The organism is Tateyamaria armeniaca, assembly GCF_045797845.1.
GTDB lineage: Bacteria > Pseudomonadota > Alphaproteobacteria > Rhodobacterales > Rhodobacteraceae > Tateyamaria > Tateyamaria armeniaca.
This window is the reverse complement of record NZ_JBHDIY010000002.1, coordinates 907,715-925,278: the sequence shown is the minus strand read 5'-3', so window position 1 is coordinate 925,278 and position 17,564 is coordinate 907,715. Positions and strand designations below refer to the sequence as shown.

The following is a 17,564-nucleotide window of genomic DNA, read 5'->3' as shown; positions in this document are numbered from 1 at the left end:
AGTAACGGGGACAGCATGGCCGACGGACGCCCAAGTGCCGCGATCAGCGGGGAAAACCTGCTGTTCCTGACGGACGAACAATTGCGCCAGGGGATCGAGGCAATGTTCTTTGCCTATCGCGGGTTCACCGCCGACCCCGATCGCATTCTCGCCGACATGGCGTACGGACGCGCGCATCACCGCGCCATCCACTTTATCAACCGCGCGCCGGGCACCACGGTCAACAACCTGCTCAATATCCTTGGGGTCACCAAGCAATCGCTGAACCGGGTCCTGCGCACGCTGATCTCTGACGGTCTGGTCGAAAGCCGCGTGGGTCGCATCGACAAGCGCGAGCGGCATTTGTACCTGACGGACGAGGGGCGCGCCCTTGAAGGCCGCCTGTCGGATGCCCAGCGGGCACGCATGCGTGCCGCCTTCCGCGATGCGGGTCCCGAGGCAGTGGCAGGTTTCCGTCAAGTGCTTGAGGCGATGATGGACAGCGAAATGCAACGCGCCTACACACGTCTGAAGGAGAGCGGCACATGACCACATTTGATGCCCATCTGCTGATCGTGGATGATGACGAGCGGATCCGGACGCTGCTGCAGAAGTTCCTGATGCGCCACGGCTTTCTGGTCACTGCCGCCCGCAGTGCAGAACATGCGCGCCGCATTCTGGCGGGCCTCGATTTCGACATGATCGTGCTGGACGTGATGATGCCGGGCGAGGACGGGCTTAGCCTGTGCCGCGCCTTGCGCGAAACCCATGCAACCCCGATCCTGCTGCTGACAGCCAAGGGTGACACCGAAAACCGGATTGAGGGGCTTGAGGCCGGAGCGGATGACTATCTGCCCAAACCTTTCGAGCCCAAAGAACTGCTGCTGCGCATCAATGCGATCCTGCGCCGCGTCCCGGACATTCCCGAGGATGAGGCGACGCCAAAAATCCTGACTCTCGGTCCGATCCGCTATGACATGGAGCGCGGCGAGTTGTGGCAGGGCGAAGACCTTGTGCGCCTGACCGCGACCGAGATGCAGCTGATGAAGATCTTTTCCGCCCAACCGGGCGAGGCAATCACCCGCGCCAAGCTGGTCGAGGACCTGGGTCGTGATCGCGGACAGGCGCAGGAACGCGCGGTCGATGTGCAGATCACGCGCTTGCGCCGCAAGATCGAAACCGACCCGAAACAGCCCCGCTATCTGCAAACGGTGCGCGGGGCGGGTTATATGCTGGCGCCGGACTGATCCCGGTTTTTGGAATGATGACACCATGACAACGGCTCTTCTCACCCATGCTGACGGCCTGTTGCACGTCAACCCGCCGGGCATGCCGGAACAAGTGGCGCGTCTGGCCTATGTCCAGCGCGCCCTTGAGGACATTGACCTTCTTCGGGTGGACCCGCCGCTGGCCGATGATGCCGCCATAGCGCGCTGCCATCCGCAAAGCTACATCGACTTTGTGCGCTCCAGGATACCGACGCACGGCTATGCCGGTCTTGATCGCGAAACCGATGCCGAAACTTTCCTGTGCCCAACGTCTGAAAACGCCATCTGGCGCGCGGCGGGCGGGGCGGTCAAAGCCGTCGACATGGTTCTGGACGAGGAAGTCACAAACGCCTTTGTCGCCATGCGCCCGCCGGGGCATCACGCCGAACAGAAACTGCCCATGGGGTTCTGCATCTTTGGCAATGTCGCCATTGCGGCCAAACATGCGCTTGAAATGCACGGGTTGGACCGCGTGGCGGTGGTCGATTTCGACGTACATCACGGCAATGGTACCCAAGCGCTGTTGCAGGACGATCCGCGTGCGTTGGTTGTGACCAGCCAGCAGATGCCGCTTTGGCCGGGAACGGGCGCGGCGTCGGATCGTGGGCCGCATGGCACGGTGCTGAATCTACCCCTCGCACCAGGCACGGATGGGGCACATGCGATTGCGGAGTACAAGCGTCAGGTGATCCCCGCGCTGATCGGACACAAACCCGATCTGATCCTGATCTCTGCCGGGTTTGACGCCCATCAGGATGATCCGCTGGCGCAATTGAATTGGAGTGTCGACACCTTTGCGCGCCTGACGGACATGATCACGGAAACTGCACAAACGCTGTGCAAGGGCCGGGTGGTGTCGGTGCTGGAAGGTGGCTATGATCTCGACGCGCTGGCGGCTTGCGCCCGCGCCCACGTTCAATCGCTGATAAAGGCCGCCGCATGACAGACCGCCCCGTAGATGAAATGAGCTTTGAAGAGGCGATGGCCGAACTGGAACAGGTTCTGGGCCAGTTGGAACGGGGTGACGTGGCGCTGGATGCTTCGATCACGCTTTATGAACGCGGGGCTGCGCTCAAGTCGCGCTGCGAGACCAAGCTGAAAGAGGCCGAGGAAAAGGTGGCCGCGATCACGCTGGATGGCGACGGCAACCCCACCGGTTTGAAGCCGGTCAGCGATCTCTGAACGTGTTCCACGACCATCTGAAAGAATCAGGCCGCGCCATTCAGGCGCAGTTTGATTCCGTTCTTGGCGACATGGGCGATCTGCCGGTGATCCGGGCCATGGCGCACGCGACCAATGGTGGCAAACGTCTGCGCGGGTTCATGGTGCTGGAAAGCGCGCGTTTGCATGGGATCACTGCCGAGGCTGCGATCTGGCCCGCGGCGGGAATCGAAGCGCTGCACGCCTATTCGCTGGTCCACGACGATCTGCCCTGCATGGACGACGACGATCTGCGTCGCGGCGCGCCCACCGTGCATGTCAAATGGAACGAAGCCACGGCGGTGCTGGCAGGCGATGCGCTACAAACGCTCGCCTTCGAAATGGTCAGCGATCCGCGTGTGGGCAGTGGCGAGGTACGCGCTGATCTCGCGCTGTCCCTCGCCCGCGCCTCGGGCCCTCAAGGCATGGTGATGGGCCAGGCGCTCGATATCGCGGCGGAAACCGTGACCACTCCGCTCACCTTGGGCGAGATCACCGCCTTGCAGCGTGGCAAGACGGGTGCGTTGATTGAATGGTCGGCCACCGCTGGTGCGCGCATGGCGCAGGCCGATCTTGCCCCGTTGCAGGCATATGCCCGTGCGCTGGGTCTGGCCTTTCAGATTGCTGATGATGTGCTCGATGTGACCAGCGATGCGGCCACGCTGGGCAAGGCCACAGGCAAGGATGCGGACGCGGGTAAGGCAACCTTCGTCTCCCTTTTGGGACTGGACGAGGCGATACGTCGCGCCGATGCGCTGGTGACTGAGGCATGTGATGCCTTAAGTGTGTATCAGGGAAAAGCAGACATATTGCGGGATGCCGCCCGCTTTGTCGTGACCCGCAAGACGTGAAAGACAATTATGACTGACGCCCCCAAGACCCCGCTGCTGGATACGGTGCAGCGCCCTGCCGACCTCAAACGCTTCTCGGATGCGCAGCTGCGCCAGATCGCGGACGAGGTGCGGGCCGAAACGGTTTCGGCGGTGTCGGTGACTGGCGGGCACCTTGGTGCGGGTCTGGGTGTGGTTGAGCTGACTATCGCCTTGCACGCGGTATTCGACACCCCCCGGGACAAGTTGATCTGGGACGTGGGCCACCAGTGTTATCCCCACAAGATCCTCACCGAGCGGCGCGACCGTATCCGCACCCTGCGGATGAAGGATGGGCTGAGCGGTTTTACCAAACGCTCTGAGTCGCCCTATGACCCGTTTGGCGCGGCCCACTCCTCGACCTCGATCAGTGCAGCCTTAGGCTTTGCCGTGGCACGTGATCTGGGCGGCACACCACCTGAGGGCACGGGTGACGCGATTGCGGTGATTGGCGACGGGTCAATGAGCGCGGGCATGGCTTACGAGGCGATGAACAATGCCGGCCACCTTGGCAAACGCCTGATCGTGATCCTGAACGACAACGAAATGTCGATTGCCCCACCTGTGGGCGCGATGTCGTCCTATTTGTCGCGCCTATACGCACAGAACCCGTTTCACGACCTCAAGGCCGCGGCCAAGGGCGCCGTCAGCATGCTGCCCGAACCCTTCCGCGAGGGTGCCAAACGGGCCAAGGAGATGCTCAAGGGCATGGCCGTGGGCGGGACCCTGTTTGAGGAATTGGGTTTCAGCTATCTCGGCCCCATCGACGGGCATGATATGGATCAGTTGCTGCCGGTTCTGCGTACGGTCAAGGCGCGCGCGACGGGGCCAATTCTGATCCATGTGCTGACCAAGAAGGGCAAGGGATACGCGCCTGCTGAAACTGCGCGCGACAAGGGGCACGCGACGGCTAAATTCGACGTGGTGACTGGCGCGCAAAAGAAATCTCCCAGCAACGCGCCCAGCTATACGTCGGTGTTTGCTCAACACCTGATCAAAGAGGCACAGGCTGATGACAAGGTGTGCGCCGTGACCGCCGCGATGCCTGATGGCACGGGCCTTAACCTTTTTGCCGAACGCTATCCCAGCCGCTGCTTTGACGTAGGCATTGCTGAACAACACGGGGTCACCTTCTCCGCGGCGTTGGCGGCTGGCGGGATGAAACCGTTCTGCGCAATCTATTCCACCTTCCTGCAACGCGGCTACGATCAGGTGGTGCATGATGTGGCGATCCAACGCTTGCCTGTGCGCTTTGCTATCGACCGCGCTGGGCTTGTTGGCGCAGACGGGGCCACCCATGCAGGGGCATTCGATGTCGCCTACCTTGCGAACCTGCCGGGATTTGTCGTCATGGCCGCTGCGGATGAGGCGGAACTGGCGCATATGGTCGCCACGGCTGCGGCCCATGACAGCGGCCCTATCGCATTCCGCTTTCCGCGTGGCGAAGGCACCGGGGTCGAAATGCCTGATCGCGGCACGCCCCTCGAAATTGGCAAAGGGCGCATAATCCGGGAAGGCAAAGGCGTTGCAATCCTCAGCTTTGGCACCCGGTTGTCCGAAGTGGAAAAAGCCGCTGAGAACCTGTCGGCCAAGGGGATCACGCCAACTGTGGCCGATGCACGTTTTGCGAAGCCTCTGGACCGCGACCTGATCCTTGATTTGGTCGAAAGCCACGACGCACTGATCACCATCGAGGAAGGGGCCGTGGGCGGTTTCGGCAGTCACGTCGCACAACTGCTGGCAGAGGAGGGCGTATTTGATCGCGGCCTCAAATACCGCTCAATGGTGTTACCGGACACGTTCATCGATCAGGCCAACCCCGCGGATATGTACGCGGTTGCGGGCATGAACGCCGAACAGATCGAAGCCAAAGTGCTGAGCGTGCTTGGCGTGGCGTCACTTGGTGAGGCGCGCGCCTGACGCTTGCGCGAACGGCCCCAGTGCGCCACCCTGCGGGCATGAACATCCACAGCCGCCCCGTCCATTATTACCGTTGGCTCGTGTTTCTTCTGGCCGCTGGATATTGCCTGTATCAGATCCTGTTCGGGTCATGGACCGGCCCGGGTGGACCTTTCCGATACCTCACGATCTGGGCGCTGTTCCTGTCCTTTTACGCCGCCAGCCGGATGCTGGCGCTCAGCGAACATCGGATCACGCGCCGGCACGAGGTGACTGCAATGTCCGCCGCTGTGCTGAACGTGATGGTCGTGTTTCTCTACTGGCGCCTCTATTTCACGGATCCCGCCCTGGTGAACAACGGTGGTCCGATCATCTGGTGGCTGGAATACTATCTGCACGGACTGGGCCCGGCGCTGCAGATCATTGATGCCCTTTTCATCGGCGCGGTGTTCCGGCGGGTCTGGCGGGCTATCCTGCCGCTGATGGCGATCATCGCGGCCTATGTGGCATGGGCCGAATTGTTCGTGCAGCGGTTCAATGAACGCCCTGCCGGGTCAGTGACCAGCGGGTTACCCTATCCATTCCTCAACAACATGGAACTGCCTGAGAGGGCGATGTTTTATGTGGTGAATGCCGGAACTGCGCTGGGCCTGCTGGTTGTCTTTGGCGTGCTGGGTACAGCGATCTACCGGGTGACGCGCCCCCGGATTTCTGCCTGACCTACGTCGTTTCTTCGGCCAGAAGTGCGGCCAGTCCCTCGCGGTAGGTGGGATAGATCAGCGTGACGCCCAACTCGTCCCCGATCCTGTCATTCTTGACCCGTTTGCTTTCGGCATAAAAACTGCGTGCCATCGGCGTCATTTCGGCCGTTTCGAAATCCATCGCGGGGGGCAGTGGCAGGCCCAGCAGCTCTGCGGCATGCCCGATCACGTCCTGCGGCGGGGCAGGGTCGTTGTCGCACACATTGTAGATCGCGCCCGGATTGGGCTGCGCGATTGAGGCGGCGACCACCTGGGCGATGTCATCGACGTGAATGCGGGAAAACACCTGCCCTTTCTTGATAATCCGGCGTGCCGTCCCGCCACGCACCTTGGCAAAGGGGCCGCGCCCGGGGCCATAAATCCCGGCGAGGCGGAAGATGTGTAGTGGAAGACCGGGAATGGCGGACCACGCCGCCTCTGCCTCGACGCGCCATTGTCCTCGCCTTGTCGCCGGGGTCAGTGGGGCGGTTTCATCGACCCAGCCCCCTTGATGGTCGCCGTATACACCGGTCGTGGACAGGTATCCGGCCCATTCAAAGCGATTTGCGTGCGCGCGGATCAGATCACCGACCTCGCGCAGCACCGGGTCGCCCTCTGCGTCCGGCCCGGCAGAGATCAGCAAGTGCGTGGCCCCGGCAATTGCGTCCGCCATATCCGAACCCGGAAAGATCACCGGTTCGACGCCGGTCGCGGCCAGCGCCTCGGCTTTCTCTGCGCTTCGGGTGGTGCCGATGATCCGCCAGCCCTGCGGCAACAGCAGTCTGCTCAAGCTGCGCGCCGAAAACCCGTGCCCGAAGGAAAGGAGTGTTTTTGTCATGGGACATAGGTGCCAATTGGTGCGCCCGTGGACAAGCCCCTTGCCATCAGATGCGCCATTCCGCCTAATTGCCGTATGTCTGATGATCCTGATCTGGAACGCGCCTACGCGCTTCAAACGCCCGAGGACTCGGTCGCGCTGTATGCGGCGTGGGCGGACAGCTATGACCATGGCTTTGCCATCGCCAATGGATATGTCCTGCATCTTGAGGTCGCACGGCACTATGCGCTGATGGGCGGGTTTGGTCCTGTACTTGATGTGGGTGCGGGTACGGGTCTGTGCGGGGCGGCCATTGCCGATCGGGGCATTCGCCCGGTGGACGGCACCGACATCTCACCCGAGATGCTGGAACAGGCGCGTGCCAAGGGTGAGTATCGCCACCTTTTCACCGCCAATATTCTTGAGGGGATTCCGCTCCGCGACGGCTTGTATCAGGGTGCGGTCAGTTCCGGGACGTTCACCAGCGGTCATGTGGGGGCCGAGGGTATCGATGCGGTGCTGTCCGCCGTTCGCCCCGGCGGCTGGATCGTTTTGTCGGTCAACACGCAGCACTATGTCACTGCCGGATTCGCCGCAAAGATGGCAGACCTCGCCCCGCGGATCGATGCGCTGAGCGAGACCGAAGTCGCAATCTACGCCGACCATGCGACAGGCCCCCATGCGCGTGACACCGCGCTTCTGCTGGCTTTCCGCAAGGCCTGACAGACACCTCAACTCGCGTAGTTCGAACCTTCTTCGTCCAGAATGGCCTTGAGTTCTGACAGGTGGCGTTCGTCCTGTTCGGGATATTCCTCGATTTCGCGGGCCGTCTTTTCCGCGATATCGTCCGGAATGAGGCGCAGCGGCTTGCCCGTCTGCAAGGCCAGCATGTAAGTCTGGCAGGCCCGTTCGAAATAGAACATGCGGTTGAACGTGTCGGCCACCGTGTCGCCCAGCACCATGATGCCGTGATTACCCATGACCATGACCTTCTTTTTCGGGTCGTCGAACATCCTGGCGCAGCGTTCGCCTTCTTCCTCAAAGGCAAGCCCGCCATAGTCACCGTCGACAACCACGCGGTCATAGAACATGCAGCCATTCTGATCGACCGGGGGCAAGGTGCTGTCGGCCAGCGCGGCCAGCGCGGTGGCATAGGGCGAATGCACATGCATCGCACATCGCGCATGGGCGCAGAATTTATGCATACCGCCATGCAGCCCCCACGCCGTCGGATCGGGTGCATCCGGGCCCTCCATACTGGCCGGGTCGTTAGCATCGACGACAATCAGATCGGACGCCTTGATGCGGGAAAAGTGCATCTGATTGGGGTTCATCAGAAACCGAGTGCCATCCTCATTGATCGACAGGGAAAAGTGGTTTGCCACAGCCTCGTGCATGTTCAGGCGCACCGTCCAGCGGAACGCGGCGGCAAGGTCCACACGTTCCTGCCAGTGGTCCATGTTGGGGCGGATGTCTGTGAGGGTCATGGGGGCGTTCTCCGATTGTGTCTGAGGCAAGCCTGCACGGCGGCGACCGCGCGGATCAACCCTGATTCCTATGTGGGAGTCGACCTATTCGGCATCCTTTGCCCGCGATGGCACCCATGCATATCCGTTCTCACATAGGATATACGCTTCGCGCAGGCCATGGGGTTTGTCTGTCGGTTCCTGCAGGATCGTTCCGCCTGCGGCTTCTGCCAGCGTGCAAGCGTCTTCGGGGTCCGTGTCATAGAGTCGGATCTCGATACCGCCTCCGCGCGGTGGGTTTTCGGGCACCAATCCCAGCAAAGGGTTTGCATGATACGTCCCGTCGCTATGCAACTGAAACACCTGATCCCCGTACGTCATGATGGCAAAGTCCGCGGTGGGCTGGTGTGCTTTCATGCCAAACACAGTTTTGAGAAAAGCCACCTCGACGCCTACATCCCGTACCAGCAGGTTCAGCCCGATCCCCCGCAATCCGCGCCCGAATCCATCTGCATCTATCGTGTCGTAATCCATGCGCTGACCGTCACGTGACGGGCGCGCGGGGTCAAGTGAGAAGCGCCAGCAAGGCCCGTTCGCTTTGGCGCAAGCCAGTTGGCGTGTCGGGCACGTCAAGCTTTTCGTCTGATCCCGCCAAGGCGATCACATCCGGGTGGATGTAGCTGTTGCGCGCAATCGTGGCGGTGTTGTGCAGGGCCTTGGCTGCGGCTTCGGCCATCTGGGTGATCGTCACGGGTGTCTCGCTGCGCAGAACGGTATCAAGGGCGGTTGCCGATCCGTTCCATGTGCGAAACGTCTTGGCCGTCAGCCCGTCCTGATCGGTGATGCCGCGCAGCCACCTGTTGACCTGTTCCGGGCCCAACTGGCGCAGGGTGCCATTTGCGTCCTCATATTGCATGAGCGCGCCACCGGGCAGGTCGTCCATCTTTTCCAATGCCCGCATCAGGGTGCGGTCGTTGAACCGTTTGCGCACCCGCTGACCACCTTTGGCCGTGTAGTCGAGCCTGATCAAGTTGCCATCCAGACGCAGGTGACGCGCCCGTAACGTTGTCGCCCCATAGGTCTGGTTGTCGGTCGCATAATCAGGCGTGCCAACGCGCAGGGATGCCCGGTCCATCAGGCGCAGGGCGGCTGCGATAGCGAATTCCTCGTCCCCGCGTGCCTCGGTCAGGGCCGCATGCACGCGCCGCCGGATCACGGGCAAATGCGCACCAAAGCGGGCGAGGTCGTCGAATTTTGTGCGCGCCCGAAAGGCGCTGTAGTCGGGGTGATACCTGTACTGTTTGCGGGTGCGTGCGTCATATCCGGTGGCCTGCAGATGGCCGTTGGGCCGTGGGCTGATCCAGACATCTTCGTAGGCCGGGGGCACCGCCAGTGCCTCGATCCGGGCGCGTTCGCTGCGTTGGTCGATGCGCGTCCCATCTGGGGCGACATAGCTGAACCCACGGCCCGCCCGTTTGCGCCTGATGCCGGGCTGGTCATCGGCGTACCAGATCAGGCTGTCGGGGATATGCGTGGCCTCTGTCATGCGGGACAACGGCTGAACCCCTCAGGCAGTTCCCTGCCTTGTTGCGGGAATATCGCTTGCAGCCCCTTGGGCTCGGTGAAATATTGGGTCATGGAACACGACCTTTCTTCCCCTCCTTTTCCAAGCTGGCCAGACACCGCCCCGGACCTTGTTGATGTGGCTGCCGGGCGCGCGCACGCCGATACTGTCATTCGCGGCGGTATCTGGGTCAACGTGCACACCCGCGAGGCGCTGCCGGGTCATGATATCGCGATCAAGGCAGGCCGCATCGCCTGCGTCGTGCCCGATGCCAGCTATTGCACCGGCCCTGAAACCGAGGTGATCGAGGCCAACGGGCGCTACATGATCCCCGGACTGTGTGACGGGCACATGCACATCGAATCCGGCATGCTGACCCCGGCCGAGTTCGCCGCTGCCGTCATCCCGCATGGTACGACAAGCATGTTCACCGACCCTCACGAGATCGCCAATGTGCTGGGATTGAAGGGCGTGCGCCTGATGCATAACGAGGCGCTGATGCAGCCCGTGAACATCTGGACGCAGATGCCATCCTGTGCACCCTCCGCCCCGGGGATGGAAACGACAGGATACGAGATCAGTGCCGAGGATGTGGCCGAAGCGATGGCGTGGCCAGGCATCATCGGCCTTGGCGAGATGATGAACTTTCCCGGAATGGCTGCGGGTGATCCCCAAATGCTGGCCGAGGTCGCGGCGACCCAACGCGCAGGCAAGACGGTGGGCGGGCACTATGCCTCGCCCGATCTGGGGCCGGACTTTGCCGCCTATGTGGCTGGCGGCCCGGCGGACGATCACGAAGGCACGGTCGAGGCCGATGCAATTGCGCGGATGCGGCAAGGCATGCGGTCGATGATCCGCCTAGGATCGGCCTGGTATGACGTGGAAACCCAGATCACGGCGATCACCGAAAAGGGGCTGGACCCGCGCAACATGATCCTGTGCACCGATGATTGCCATTCCGGCACCCTCGTGAACGAAGGGCATATGAATCGCGTTGTCCGCCACGCCATTGCCTGCGGATGTGATCCGCTGGTGGCGCTGCAGATGGCGACGATCAACACGGCCACCCACTTCGGGCTGGAACGCGAGATCGGATCACTCACGCCGGGGCGTCGGGCGGATGTCATCCTGACTTCGGATCTGGAGAGCCTGCCGATTGAGCACGTCATTGCGCGCGGCAAGACAGTTGCGGTTGACGGAGCATTGACTGTGGATTGTCCACATCTCGACTGGCCGGACAGCGCGCGCCAGACCATTCACGTGGGTCCGCCCAAAACCGCCGCAGATTTCGAGATTGCCGCACCAGAGGGGCGCAATTCGGTCACCGCCAATGTGATCGGTGTCGTGGAAAATCAGGCCCCGACCAAGGCGCTGAAACGAGACATGCCAGTGAGCGATGGCAAGGTCGAAAGCTACGGTGATACGTGCCAGATCGCGCTGGTCGAACGACACCGTGCCACAGGCGGCGTCGTCAATGCGCTGGTCGCCGGATTTGGCTATCAGGGCAAAATGGCCATGGCCTCGACCGTCGCCCATGACAGCCACCACATGATCGTCGTCGGCACGGACCGGGACCAGATGGCGCTGGCGGCCAACCGACTGGCCGAGGTGGGTGGCGGCGTCACCATCTGGCGCGACGGCGAAGAACTGGCACTGGTTGAACTGCCCATCGCGGGCCTGATGTCCGACAGTCCGGCGCGCGAGGTGGCGGCCAAGGCCGATGCATTGGTGCAGGCCATGGTGGATTGTGGCTGCACCCTCAACAACGCCTATATGCAACACTCGCTTCTGGCGCTTGTCGTCATCCCCGAATTGCGCATTTCTGACCTTGGACTGGTCGATGTGCGCAGCTTTGAATTCATACCCATACTTGAGCCAACAACATGAAAACCCTAGAACAGGCCGGTCACGGCCACACTGAATTTCACGACGCCATCGCGGCCGTCGCCCGCTTGCGGGACCTTTATGACGACGCGGTCCAGTTCCTGAGCGGTCAGTTCCAGAACGCCATGGAACATGGCGCACCGGAAGGGCGAGTTCGGGCATTTTATCCCGAAATCCGGTTCCGAACCTCTACCTATGCCCGCGTTGACACGCGGCTCAGCTTTGGGCACGTCGCGGACCCCGGTATTTACGCCACCACGGTCACCCGCCCTGACCTGTTCCAGAACTATCTGGAACAACAGATCGGTCTGTTGATTGCCAACCACGACCAGCCGGTCGAGATCGGATATTCCAACACGCCGATGCCGGTGCATTTCGCGGTCGCCAACAACCCCGACATCACCGTGCCCCAACAAGGGGCGGCGGCCTTTCCGCTGCGGGACGTGTTTGATGTGCCGGATCTGAGCAATACGAACGACGATATCGTCAACGGCACGCACGAGCCGACGGACGGGATAAGCCCGCTTGCCCCGTTCACCGCGCAGCGGATCGACTATTCACTGGCGCGACTGGCGCACTATACGGCAACGGATGCGGATCATTTCCAGAACCACGTGCTGTTCACGAACTACCAGTTCTACGTATCCGAATTCGAAGCCTACGCCCGCCAGCAACTGGATGACCCCGACAGCGGGTATACGTCATTCGTATCGACCGGCAATGCCGAGATCACGGCGGGTGATCAGCCTTTGCCCGACAGTACCAAGACGCCGCAAATGCCGACCTATCACCTGAAACGGCCCGATGGGTCCGGCATCACTCTGGTCAATATCGGCGTTGGACCATCCAACGCCAAAACCGCGACGGACCACATCGCCGTGCTGCGCCCCCATGCGTGGCTGATGGTCGGACACTGCGCGGGGTTGCGCAACTCTCAGGCGCTGGGTGACTTCGTTCTGGCCCATGCCTATCTGCGCGAAGACAACGTGCTGGACACGGACCTGCCGCCATGGGTGCCGATCCCGGCGCTTGCGGAAATCCAGATCGCGCTGGAACAGGCCGTGGCACAGACCACGCAGCTTGAAGGATACGAGCTCAAACGCATCATGCGCACGGGCACGGTGGCAAGTTACGACGACCGCAACTGGGAACTGCGCGACCAGCACGGACCCGTGCAGCGCCTCAGCCAATCGCGTGCCGTCGCGCTGGACATGGAAAGCGCCACAATCGCTGCCAACGGCTACCGGTTCCGGGTGCCTTACGGCACGTTGCTGTGCGTCTCGGACAAGCCTTTGCATGGCGAATTGAAGCTGCCGGGCATGGCCTCGAACTTTTATAAAGAGCAGGTCGCGCGGCATCTGATGATCGGAATCCGGGCCATGGAACAGCTTCGCGAGATGCCTCTAGAACGCATTCATAGCCGGAAATTGCGGGCATTTGACGAGACTGCCTTCCTGTAAAGCACTTTACGTTCCGGATGAATCACAAGGTGCTGCCTCCCCCTTTGGCCGATCGCGCCTTGCGATTTTTGGTCCTGGATCAAACGCAAAGTACCGAAATGGGCTGAAAACCGCGAAAAATGGCGGATTTTCCCTTGCAAGAGGCCACTATTCGTTGTGTTTTCCCACAACATACCGTTACAAAACGGGTAGGAGGCCCTAATTCTCGGGCAGACGAAGGAGACCAGAAAATGGCAAAACCAATGACAAAAACCCAACTCGTCGCCGCACTGGCCGAAGATATGGGCACTGACAAGAAATCTGCAGGCGCAGCGCTGGACGCAATCTGCGGCCTGATCACCAAGGAAGTATCCGGCGGCGGTGCCGTTACGCTTCCCGGTGTTGGCAAAATCTATTGCCGCGAGCGCCCCGAGCGCATGGTGCGCAATCCTGCCACGGGTGAGCAATTCAAGAAAGACGCCGACAAGGTGGTCAAGATGACCATCGCCAAAGCGCTGAAAGACAGCGTGAACGGCTAAGTCCGCTATCAGACGGAAAAAGGGTCGTCTTCGGGCGGCCCTTTTTTGTGGTCAGGGCTCAGCCGTCGTAAACCGTCGCTGCATCCCCCATGTAGTTGTCCCATGCAAACCAATAAGAGATGTGACCGGCCACGCGCGGCAGCCGTGTGTCATCCGGCCCGATCAGCGCGCTTTCTGTGACCTGCCATTCAACACCATCCTGATCCTTGATCCTGCCCGACGCGGGCGTGAAAGTGCGCACACCCCGCTCATAGGCCCGCACGCTGCGCGTTGCGCTGTCCCCGACCAGCAGCAAGGGCGTGTCTGCGATCGCATCGTTGATCACCGGAGTCCTTTTAAACGCCTCCAGCGGCCAGGCCCGCGCCGCACCGAATTGACGGACGGCAAAGACATAGTCTTTTTGCGCGTGATCGCGTTGATCCACCTGCGCGGGGAACATCAGATCGGGTGAGCCGAAGTAGTCGTTGTAGACAACACCCGAGCCGTAGTTGCGCCGGTGCCCTGTGTTCAGCGACAAAACGCGGGTGGTGGGGTTGGACGCTTTCCAATTGCCCCATGTGGTGATGACGACGGGGCGTTGCTTTAGCGCAATACCACTGTCCACAAGGGGGCCAATCACAGGTGCGCCGGTATACTGGTTCCAAAGGGAGTTCGTGCCCCGGTCAAACATCAGCTTGTTCGAGCGGTAAAGAAATCCGGAGGAGCCGAATATGAATGGTTTTGCCCGCCCCGCCACTTTCGTTTCAAACAGGATGCCCGAGCCGCACAGCGTGCAATAGGCCAGCGCGACAGGCACGCCGCCGATCACCTCGTTGAACATTTCGTGCCAGCCCATGATCCGCAGCGGGTAAGCGCGGACATCGCCGTTGATCGAGACGCCAAAGACCAGATCGTCGCCGCGCAGATAATCCGCCGCGCCTGCCGCGATCAGGTCGGGGTTGTCGAGCGACGGAATACCGTCCTTGACCACCCCACCCCATGTGACCTCTTCCAGCCGGATGCGCGTCTTGTCCCGCGTGATGTATTCCGGGCGCAGAAACTGGTCAAAGTTCGGATCAAGCCGCAGATACATCTCGCGCGCGAAGGCGGGGTAGCTGTCATGGGGGATGATCTGCGGGTTCGCCTCTTGCCAGAGCATCCAGTCAAACCAGTCGCTCCCGTGATCCTCTCCGGTTAAAGCCTCCAGCGTTTGTGAAATGCGCGGCGCACGGGCGCGCGAAAACCTGAGCGACAAGAGCAGACCCGCCACCATGTCGCTGTCACCGCGCGCCTCTATGAGCGCCATCGCCTCGCGGAATTCGGATGATGTGCCAAAGATGGCAGCCCGCTGCGCTTCGGCCGGTGTCAAATCCTGCGCCAATGCAGCGCGTGGCAAGGCGGCCCCCGACAGTGCAAGACCGGCAAATTGACGTCGACTGAGTTTCATGAGCGTTCCTCCGCATGGCTGGCCCCTTTTCTGCACCCCTTGTCGATCACGTGCACCCAAAAGGGTTGTGATCGAGGTGCCTTGCATCCCCGCGCCATTTCCCCGAACGTCCCGGCAAAAGGGGCAGGCATGGATATTCGCGCGTTATTGATGGGGCTGACCTTTGCCCTGATCTGGTCGTCGGCCTTTACCTCGGCGCGCATCATCGTGGCTGATGCCTCGCCTCTGGCCTCGCTTGCCCTGCGGTTCTTTCTGTCCGGGTTGATTGGCGTGGGCATTGCGCGGATGCTGGGGCAGACGTGGCGCCTGACGCGGGATCAGTGGCGCGCAACGATCATCTTTGGTGTGTGCCAGAACGCCATTTACCTCGGTCTCAATTTCTATGCGATGCAGACGGTCGAAGCCTCGCTGGCCTCGATCATCGCGTCGACAATGCCGTTGATGGTCGCCTTTGCGGGATGGGTCGTGTTTCGTGATCGCCTGCCTGCCATCGGGATCATCGGTCTGATCCTCGGGATCGGCGGAGTGGCCCTGATCATGTCCGCGCGGATGGAGGCGGGCGTGGACATTTATGGCGTTGTCCTTTGCCTGATCGCTGCCATCGCGTTGACCGTCGCCACTCTATCGATGCGGACCATGTCGGCGGGCGGAAACCTGATGATGGTCGTCGGCTTGCAGATGTTCGTAGGCGCGGGCGTGCTGGCCGTCGCCTCGGCCCTGACGGAAACCATCCGTGTCAACGTGACGCCCGAACTGATCGCCGCCTTTGCCTATACCACCCTTGCGCCGGGGTTGCTGGCCACGTGGATCTGGTTTGCACTGGTCGCGCGGATCGGGGCAACCAAAGCGGCCACATTCCACTTTCTCAACCCGTTCTTCGGGGTGGCCATTGCGGCGCTACTGCTTGGCGAACGGTTGGGGGCGAGGGACGTGATTGGTGTCGCTGTCATTGCCGCCGGCATCCTTGCGGTGCAATTGTCACGGGCCGCGAAAACCTGATGTCTGCCCCCTTGCACTGAATGTCCGCTTTCATATCCTGCGCCAGAGTTGTTTGGTTATTTTCGAAAGCGCCGTCATGCACCGCCGTACCTTTTTGCTGTCGTCTGTTGCCGCATGTGTTCCATCGCTGGCATTTGCCTACCCCTCGCAGGATTTTTCTCCAGCAGTCTGGCGCGATCTGCGCGAGACGGACCGCGTGGTCATCTTGAACTACCGCGCAAGCTGGTCGCTGACGTGCCAGATCAAGGCTGATCTGATCGCAGAGGCCATTGCCGAAAACCCGGCCTATGGGGAACTGACATTCGTGGATGTGAATTGGGACACGTTCGGTCAGTCGCAACTGACCGAACGGCTCAAGGTTGAACGCCGCTCGACGCTGCTGGTGATGAAAAACGGCAAGGAAGTCGCGCGGCTGGTCAATGAACCCTATGCCCGGCAGGTGCGCGCCCTTCTGGACACCGCCCTTGCCGCCTGAGGGTGCCGCACCCAAGTCTTACGCCTTTCTGCTGATTCCCGGGTATTCCCAACTGGGCTTTGCCTGCGCCCTTGAGGCGCTAAGCCTCGCCAATCGGCACCCTTCCGGTCAGGTGTTTTATCGCTGGCGGGTGATCGGTGAAACGGATGCGCCTGTGCCCGCCTATAACGGAGTGACCTGCGCCGTTGATGCCGCCCTGCCCGCGCTGGATCGGCACGAAACCCTTGTGGTCTGCGCGGGCGAGAATGCGGCGGGCGGCAGCACCCGACCGGTATTGAACTGGCTGCGCCGCGAGACGCGCAAGGGTATGGATTTCGGCGCTTTGTCGTCGGGGACCTATACGCTTGCTCTTGCCGGGTTGCTAAGCGGAAAACGCGTCACGACCCACTGGGAATACTATGACGCTCTCGTTGAACTGCTGCCCGACGTGATTATCGAAAATTCGCTGTTTTCTGTGGATGGGCGCGTGTTCACGACGGCGGGCGGGGCGGCGTCAATGGATATGATGCTGGCGCGGATCAAAGTGGATTTCGGGACTGATCTGGCGACATGGGTGGCGGACCAAATGGTCTATACCGACCCGCGCATGGCGACACACGGACAGCGCCTGTCGCGGCGCGCGCGTCCTGATCTTGCCCATGGCAAGCTGGGCATGGCGCTTCAGATCATGGAAAACAATCTCGAAGACCCGCTACGCCCGGATGAAATCGCCGCCCTCGTGTCGATCAGCACGCGTCAGCTTGAGCGTCTGTTTGCCAAACATCTGAACGTCGCGCCCAAGCGGCACTACCTGCGGATGCGTCTGGAAAAGGCGCGCGGATTGCTGCGCCAGACGAGCCTGAGCGTAACGGACATATGCGTGGCCTGTGGTTTTCAATCCCTGTCCCATTTTTCCAAAAGCTACCGGGCTGCGTTTGGATTAAGCCCCGGGCAAGAAAAACGCGGTACAGCAGCCATATGGCCTGCACACCCGTGATTGTGTGGAACGCTTGTGGACGCT

General features: G+C 61.4%; 19 protein-coding genes. 14 read left to right on the top strand and 5 right to left on the bottom strand.

All coding sequences use genetic code 11. The features are described 5' to 3' along the window. Positions 1–15: 15 nt before the first annotated feature. From ACERZ8_RS04580 to ACERZ8_RS04550, 7 genes are read left to right on the top strand one after another with little or no spacing between them, the layout of a single operon-like run. Positions 16–528 (top strand): MarR family winged helix-turn-helix transcriptional regulator, encoded by a 513-nt coding sequence (locus ACERZ8_RS04580; protein WP_407590951.1) that lies wholly within the window; start codon positions 16–18, stop codon positions 526–528. Then, positions 525–1,226: a response regulator gene (locus tag ACERZ8_RS04575; protein ID WP_407590950.1), complete on the top strand. Its 702-nt coding sequence runs from the start codon at positions 525–527 to the stop codon at positions 1,224–1,226. Before ACERZ8_RS04580 ends, ACERZ8_RS04575 begins: the two co-directional genes overlap by 4 nt. A gap of 25 nt (positions 1,227–1,251) precedes the next feature. Beyond that, the gene (locus ACERZ8_RS04570; protein ID WP_407590949.1) at positions 1,252–2,190 is read left to right on the top strand and encodes a histone deacetylase family protein; all 939 of its coding nucleotides are present in this window, start codon (positions 1,252–1,254) and stop codon (positions 2,188–2,190) included. Beyond that, positions 2,187–2,429: an exodeoxyribonuclease VII small subunit gene (locus tag ACERZ8_RS04565; RefSeq protein ID WP_407590948.1), complete on the top strand. Its 243-nt coding sequence runs from the start codon at positions 2,187–2,189 to the stop codon at positions 2,427–2,429. Before ACERZ8_RS04570 ends, ACERZ8_RS04565 begins: the two co-directional genes overlap by 4 nt. A gap of 2 nt (positions 2,430–2,431) precedes the next feature. Then, complete coding sequence (locus ACERZ8_RS04560) at positions 2,432–3,298, top strand: polyprenyl synthetase family protein (RefSeq protein ID WP_407590947.1); 867 nt, start codon at positions 2,432–2,434, stop codon at positions 3,296–3,298. Positions 3,299–3,307: 9 nt separating this feature from the next. After that, entirely contained in the window at positions 3,308–5,236 is a 1,929-nt protein-coding gene (gene dxs / locus ACERZ8_RS04555; RefSeq protein WP_407590946.1) for a 1-deoxy-D-xylulose-5-phosphate synthase, read from the top strand. A 38-nt stretch (positions 5,237–5,274) separates the two neighbouring features. Then, the gene (locus tag ACERZ8_RS04550) at positions 5,275–5,934 is read left to right on the top strand and encodes an androgen-induced gene 1 family protein (RefSeq protein ID WP_407590945.1); all 660 of its coding nucleotides are present in this window, start codon (positions 5,275–5,277) and stop codon (positions 5,932–5,934) included. Between the two features lies 1 nt (position 5,935). Here the strand turns inward: ACERZ8_RS04550 and ACERZ8_RS04545 are convergent, their stop codons facing one another. Continuing rightward, on the bottom strand, positions 5,936–6,793 hold the full coding sequence (locus ACERZ8_RS04545; protein WP_407590944.1) for an SDR family oxidoreductase: 858 nt from the start codon (positions 6,791–6,793) through the stop codon (positions 5,936–5,938). A gap of 75 nt (positions 6,794–6,868) precedes the next feature. Here ACERZ8_RS04545 and ACERZ8_RS04540 point away from each other — a divergent pair, with 75 nt between their 5' ends. Further along, entirely contained in the window at positions 6,869–7,495 is a 627-nt protein-coding gene (locus ACERZ8_RS04540) for a class I SAM-dependent DNA methyltransferase (protein ID WP_407590943.1), read from the top strand. Between the two features lie 8 nt (positions 7,496–7,503). On the opposite strand, the gene ACERZ8_RS04535 is transcribed toward ACERZ8_RS04540, so the two are convergent. The 3 genes from ACERZ8_RS04535 to ACERZ8_RS04525 all read right to left on the bottom strand — a co-directional run bounded on the left by ACERZ8_RS04535 (position 7,504) and on the right by ACERZ8_RS04525 (position 9,784). Further along, positions 7,504–8,259, bottom strand: a complete 756-nt coding sequence (locus ACERZ8_RS04535; protein ID WP_407590942.1) for a class II aldolase and adducin N-terminal domain-containing protein — start codon at positions 8,257–8,259, stop codon at positions 7,504–7,506. 84 nt (positions 8,260–8,343) lie between these two features. Beyond that, positions 8,344–8,772 carry a VOC family protein gene (locus tag ACERZ8_RS04530; RefSeq protein ID WP_407590941.1) on the bottom strand — a complete coding sequence of 143 codons (429 nt, stop codon included), beginning with the start codon at positions 8,770–8,772 and terminating at the stop codon, positions 8,344–8,346. Positions 8,773–8,803: 31 nt separating this feature from the next. Next, positions 8,804–9,784: a DNA topoisomerase IB gene (locus ACERZ8_RS04525; RefSeq protein ID WP_407594159.1), complete on the bottom strand. Its 981-nt coding sequence runs from the start codon at positions 9,782–9,784 to the stop codon at positions 8,804–8,806. Between the two features lie 90 nt (positions 9,785–9,874). On the opposite strand from ACERZ8_RS04525, the gene ade reads away from it, so the two are divergent. The 3 genes from ade to ACERZ8_RS04510 all read left to right on the top strand — a co-directional run bounded on the left by ade (position 9,875) and on the right by ACERZ8_RS04510 (position 13,664). Beyond that, entirely contained in the window at positions 9,875–11,689 is a 1,815-nt protein-coding gene (gene ade / locus ACERZ8_RS04520; protein ID WP_407590940.1) for an adenine deaminase, read from the top strand. Then, the gene (locus ACERZ8_RS04515) at positions 11,686–13,146 is read left to right on the top strand and encodes an AMP nucleosidase (protein ID WP_407590939.1); all 1,461 of its coding nucleotides are present in this window, start codon (positions 11,686–11,688) and stop codon (positions 13,144–13,146) included. Before ade ends, ACERZ8_RS04515 begins: the two co-directional genes overlap by 4 nt. A 230-nt stretch (positions 13,147–13,376) precedes the next feature. Then, entirely contained in the window at positions 13,377–13,664 is a 288-nt protein-coding gene (locus ACERZ8_RS04510; protein ID WP_407590938.1) for an HU family DNA-binding protein, read from the top strand. Between the two features lie 58 nt (positions 13,665–13,722). Here the strand turns inward: ACERZ8_RS04510 and ACERZ8_RS04505 are convergent, their stop codons facing one another. Beyond that, entirely contained in the window at positions 13,723–15,090 is a 1,368-nt protein-coding gene (locus ACERZ8_RS04505) for a DUF3179 domain-containing protein (RefSeq protein ID WP_407590937.1), read from the bottom strand. 129 nt (positions 15,091–15,219) lie between these two features. Between ACERZ8_RS04505 and ACERZ8_RS04500 the strand changes: the two genes are divergently transcribed. The 3 genes from ACERZ8_RS04500 (at position 15,220) to ACERZ8_RS04490 (ending at position 17,540) form a co-directional block, all read left to right on the top strand. Beyond that, positions 15,220–16,089 (top strand): DMT family transporter, encoded by an 870-nt coding sequence (locus ACERZ8_RS04500; protein WP_407590935.1) that lies wholly within the window; start codon positions 15,220–15,222, stop codon positions 16,087–16,089. Positions 16,090–16,165: 76 nt separating this feature from the next. Continuing rightward, positions 16,166–16,564, top strand: coding sequence for a thioredoxin family protein (locus tag ACERZ8_RS04495; protein ID WP_407590934.1), 399 nt, complete (start codon positions 16,166–16,168; stop codon positions 16,562–16,564). Further along, positions 16,554–17,540: a GlxA family transcriptional regulator gene (locus ACERZ8_RS04490; protein ID WP_407590933.1), complete on the top strand. Its 987-nt coding sequence runs from the start codon at positions 16,554–16,556 to the stop codon at positions 17,538–17,540. The genes ACERZ8_RS04495 and ACERZ8_RS04490 overlap by 11 nt, the downstream gene beginning before the upstream one ends. Positions 17,541–17,564: the final 24 nt, after the last annotated feature.

Excerpts from the sequence above, each read along its gene's own strand:
- ACERZ8_RS04530 (WP_407590941.1), bottom strand. The coding sequence starts at position 8,772 with ATGGATTACGACACGATAGATGCAGATGGATTCGGGCGCGGATTGCGG.
- ACERZ8_RS04550 (WP_407590945.1), top strand. The coding sequence starts at position 5,275 with ATGAACATCCACAGCCGCCCCGTCCATTATTACCGTTGGCTCGTGTTT.
- ACERZ8_RS04580 (WP_407590951.1), top strand. The coding sequence starts at position 16 with ATGGCCGACGGACGCCCAAGTGCCGCGATCAGCGGGGAAAACCTGCTG.
- dxs (WP_407590946.1), top strand. The coding sequence starts at position 3,308 with ATGACTGACGCCCCCAAGACCCCGCTGCTGGATACGGTGCAGCGCCCT.
- ACERZ8_RS04540 (WP_407590943.1), top strand. The coding sequence starts at position 6,869 with ATGTCTGATGATCCTGATCTGGAACGCGCCTACGCGCTTCAAACGCCC.
- ACERZ8_RS04565 (WP_407590948.1), top strand. The coding sequence starts at position 2,187 with ATGACAGACCGCCCCGTAGATGAAATGAGCTTTGAAGAGGCGATGGCC.
- ACERZ8_RS04570 (WP_407590949.1), top strand. The coding sequence starts at position 1,252 with ATGACAACGGCTCTTCTCACCCATGCTGACGGCCTGTTGCACGTCAAC.
- ACERZ8_RS04500 (WP_407590935.1), top strand. The coding sequence starts at position 15,220 with ATGGATATTCGCGCGTTATTGATGGGGCTGACCTTTGCCCTGATCTGG.
- ACERZ8_RS04505 (WP_407590937.1), bottom strand. The coding sequence starts at position 15,090 with ATGAAACTCAGTCGACGTCAATTTGCCGGTCTTGCACTGTCGGGGGCC.
- ACERZ8_RS04535 (WP_407590942.1), bottom strand. The coding sequence starts at position 8,259 with ATGACCCTCACAGACATCCGCCCCAACATGGACCACTGGCAGGAACGT.
- ACERZ8_RS04525 (WP_407594159.1), bottom strand. The coding sequence starts at position 9,784 with ATGACAGAGGCCACGCATATCCCCGACAGCCTGATCTGGTACGCCGAT.
- ACERZ8_RS04515 (WP_407590939.1), top strand. The coding sequence starts at position 11,686 with ATGAAAACCCTAGAACAGGCCGGTCACGGCCACACTGAATTTCACGAC.
- ACERZ8_RS04545 (WP_407590944.1), bottom strand. The coding sequence starts at position 6,793 with ATGACAAAAACACTCCTTTCCTTCGGGCACGGGTTTTCGGCGCGCAGC.
- ACERZ8_RS04495 (WP_407590934.1), top strand. The coding sequence starts at position 16,166 with ATGCACCGCCGTACCTTTTTGCTGTCGTCTGTTGCCGCATGTGTTCCA.
- ACERZ8_RS04575 (WP_407590950.1), top strand. The coding sequence starts at position 525 with ATGACCACATTTGATGCCCATCTGCTGATCGTGGATGATGACGAGCGG.
- ACERZ8_RS04510 (WP_407590938.1), top strand. The coding sequence starts at position 13,377 with ATGGCAAAACCAATGACAAAAACCCAACTCGTCGCCGCACTGGCCGAA.
- ade (WP_407590940.1), top strand. The coding sequence starts at position 9,875 with ATGGAACACGACCTTTCTTCCCCTCCTTTTCCAAGCTGGCCAGACACC.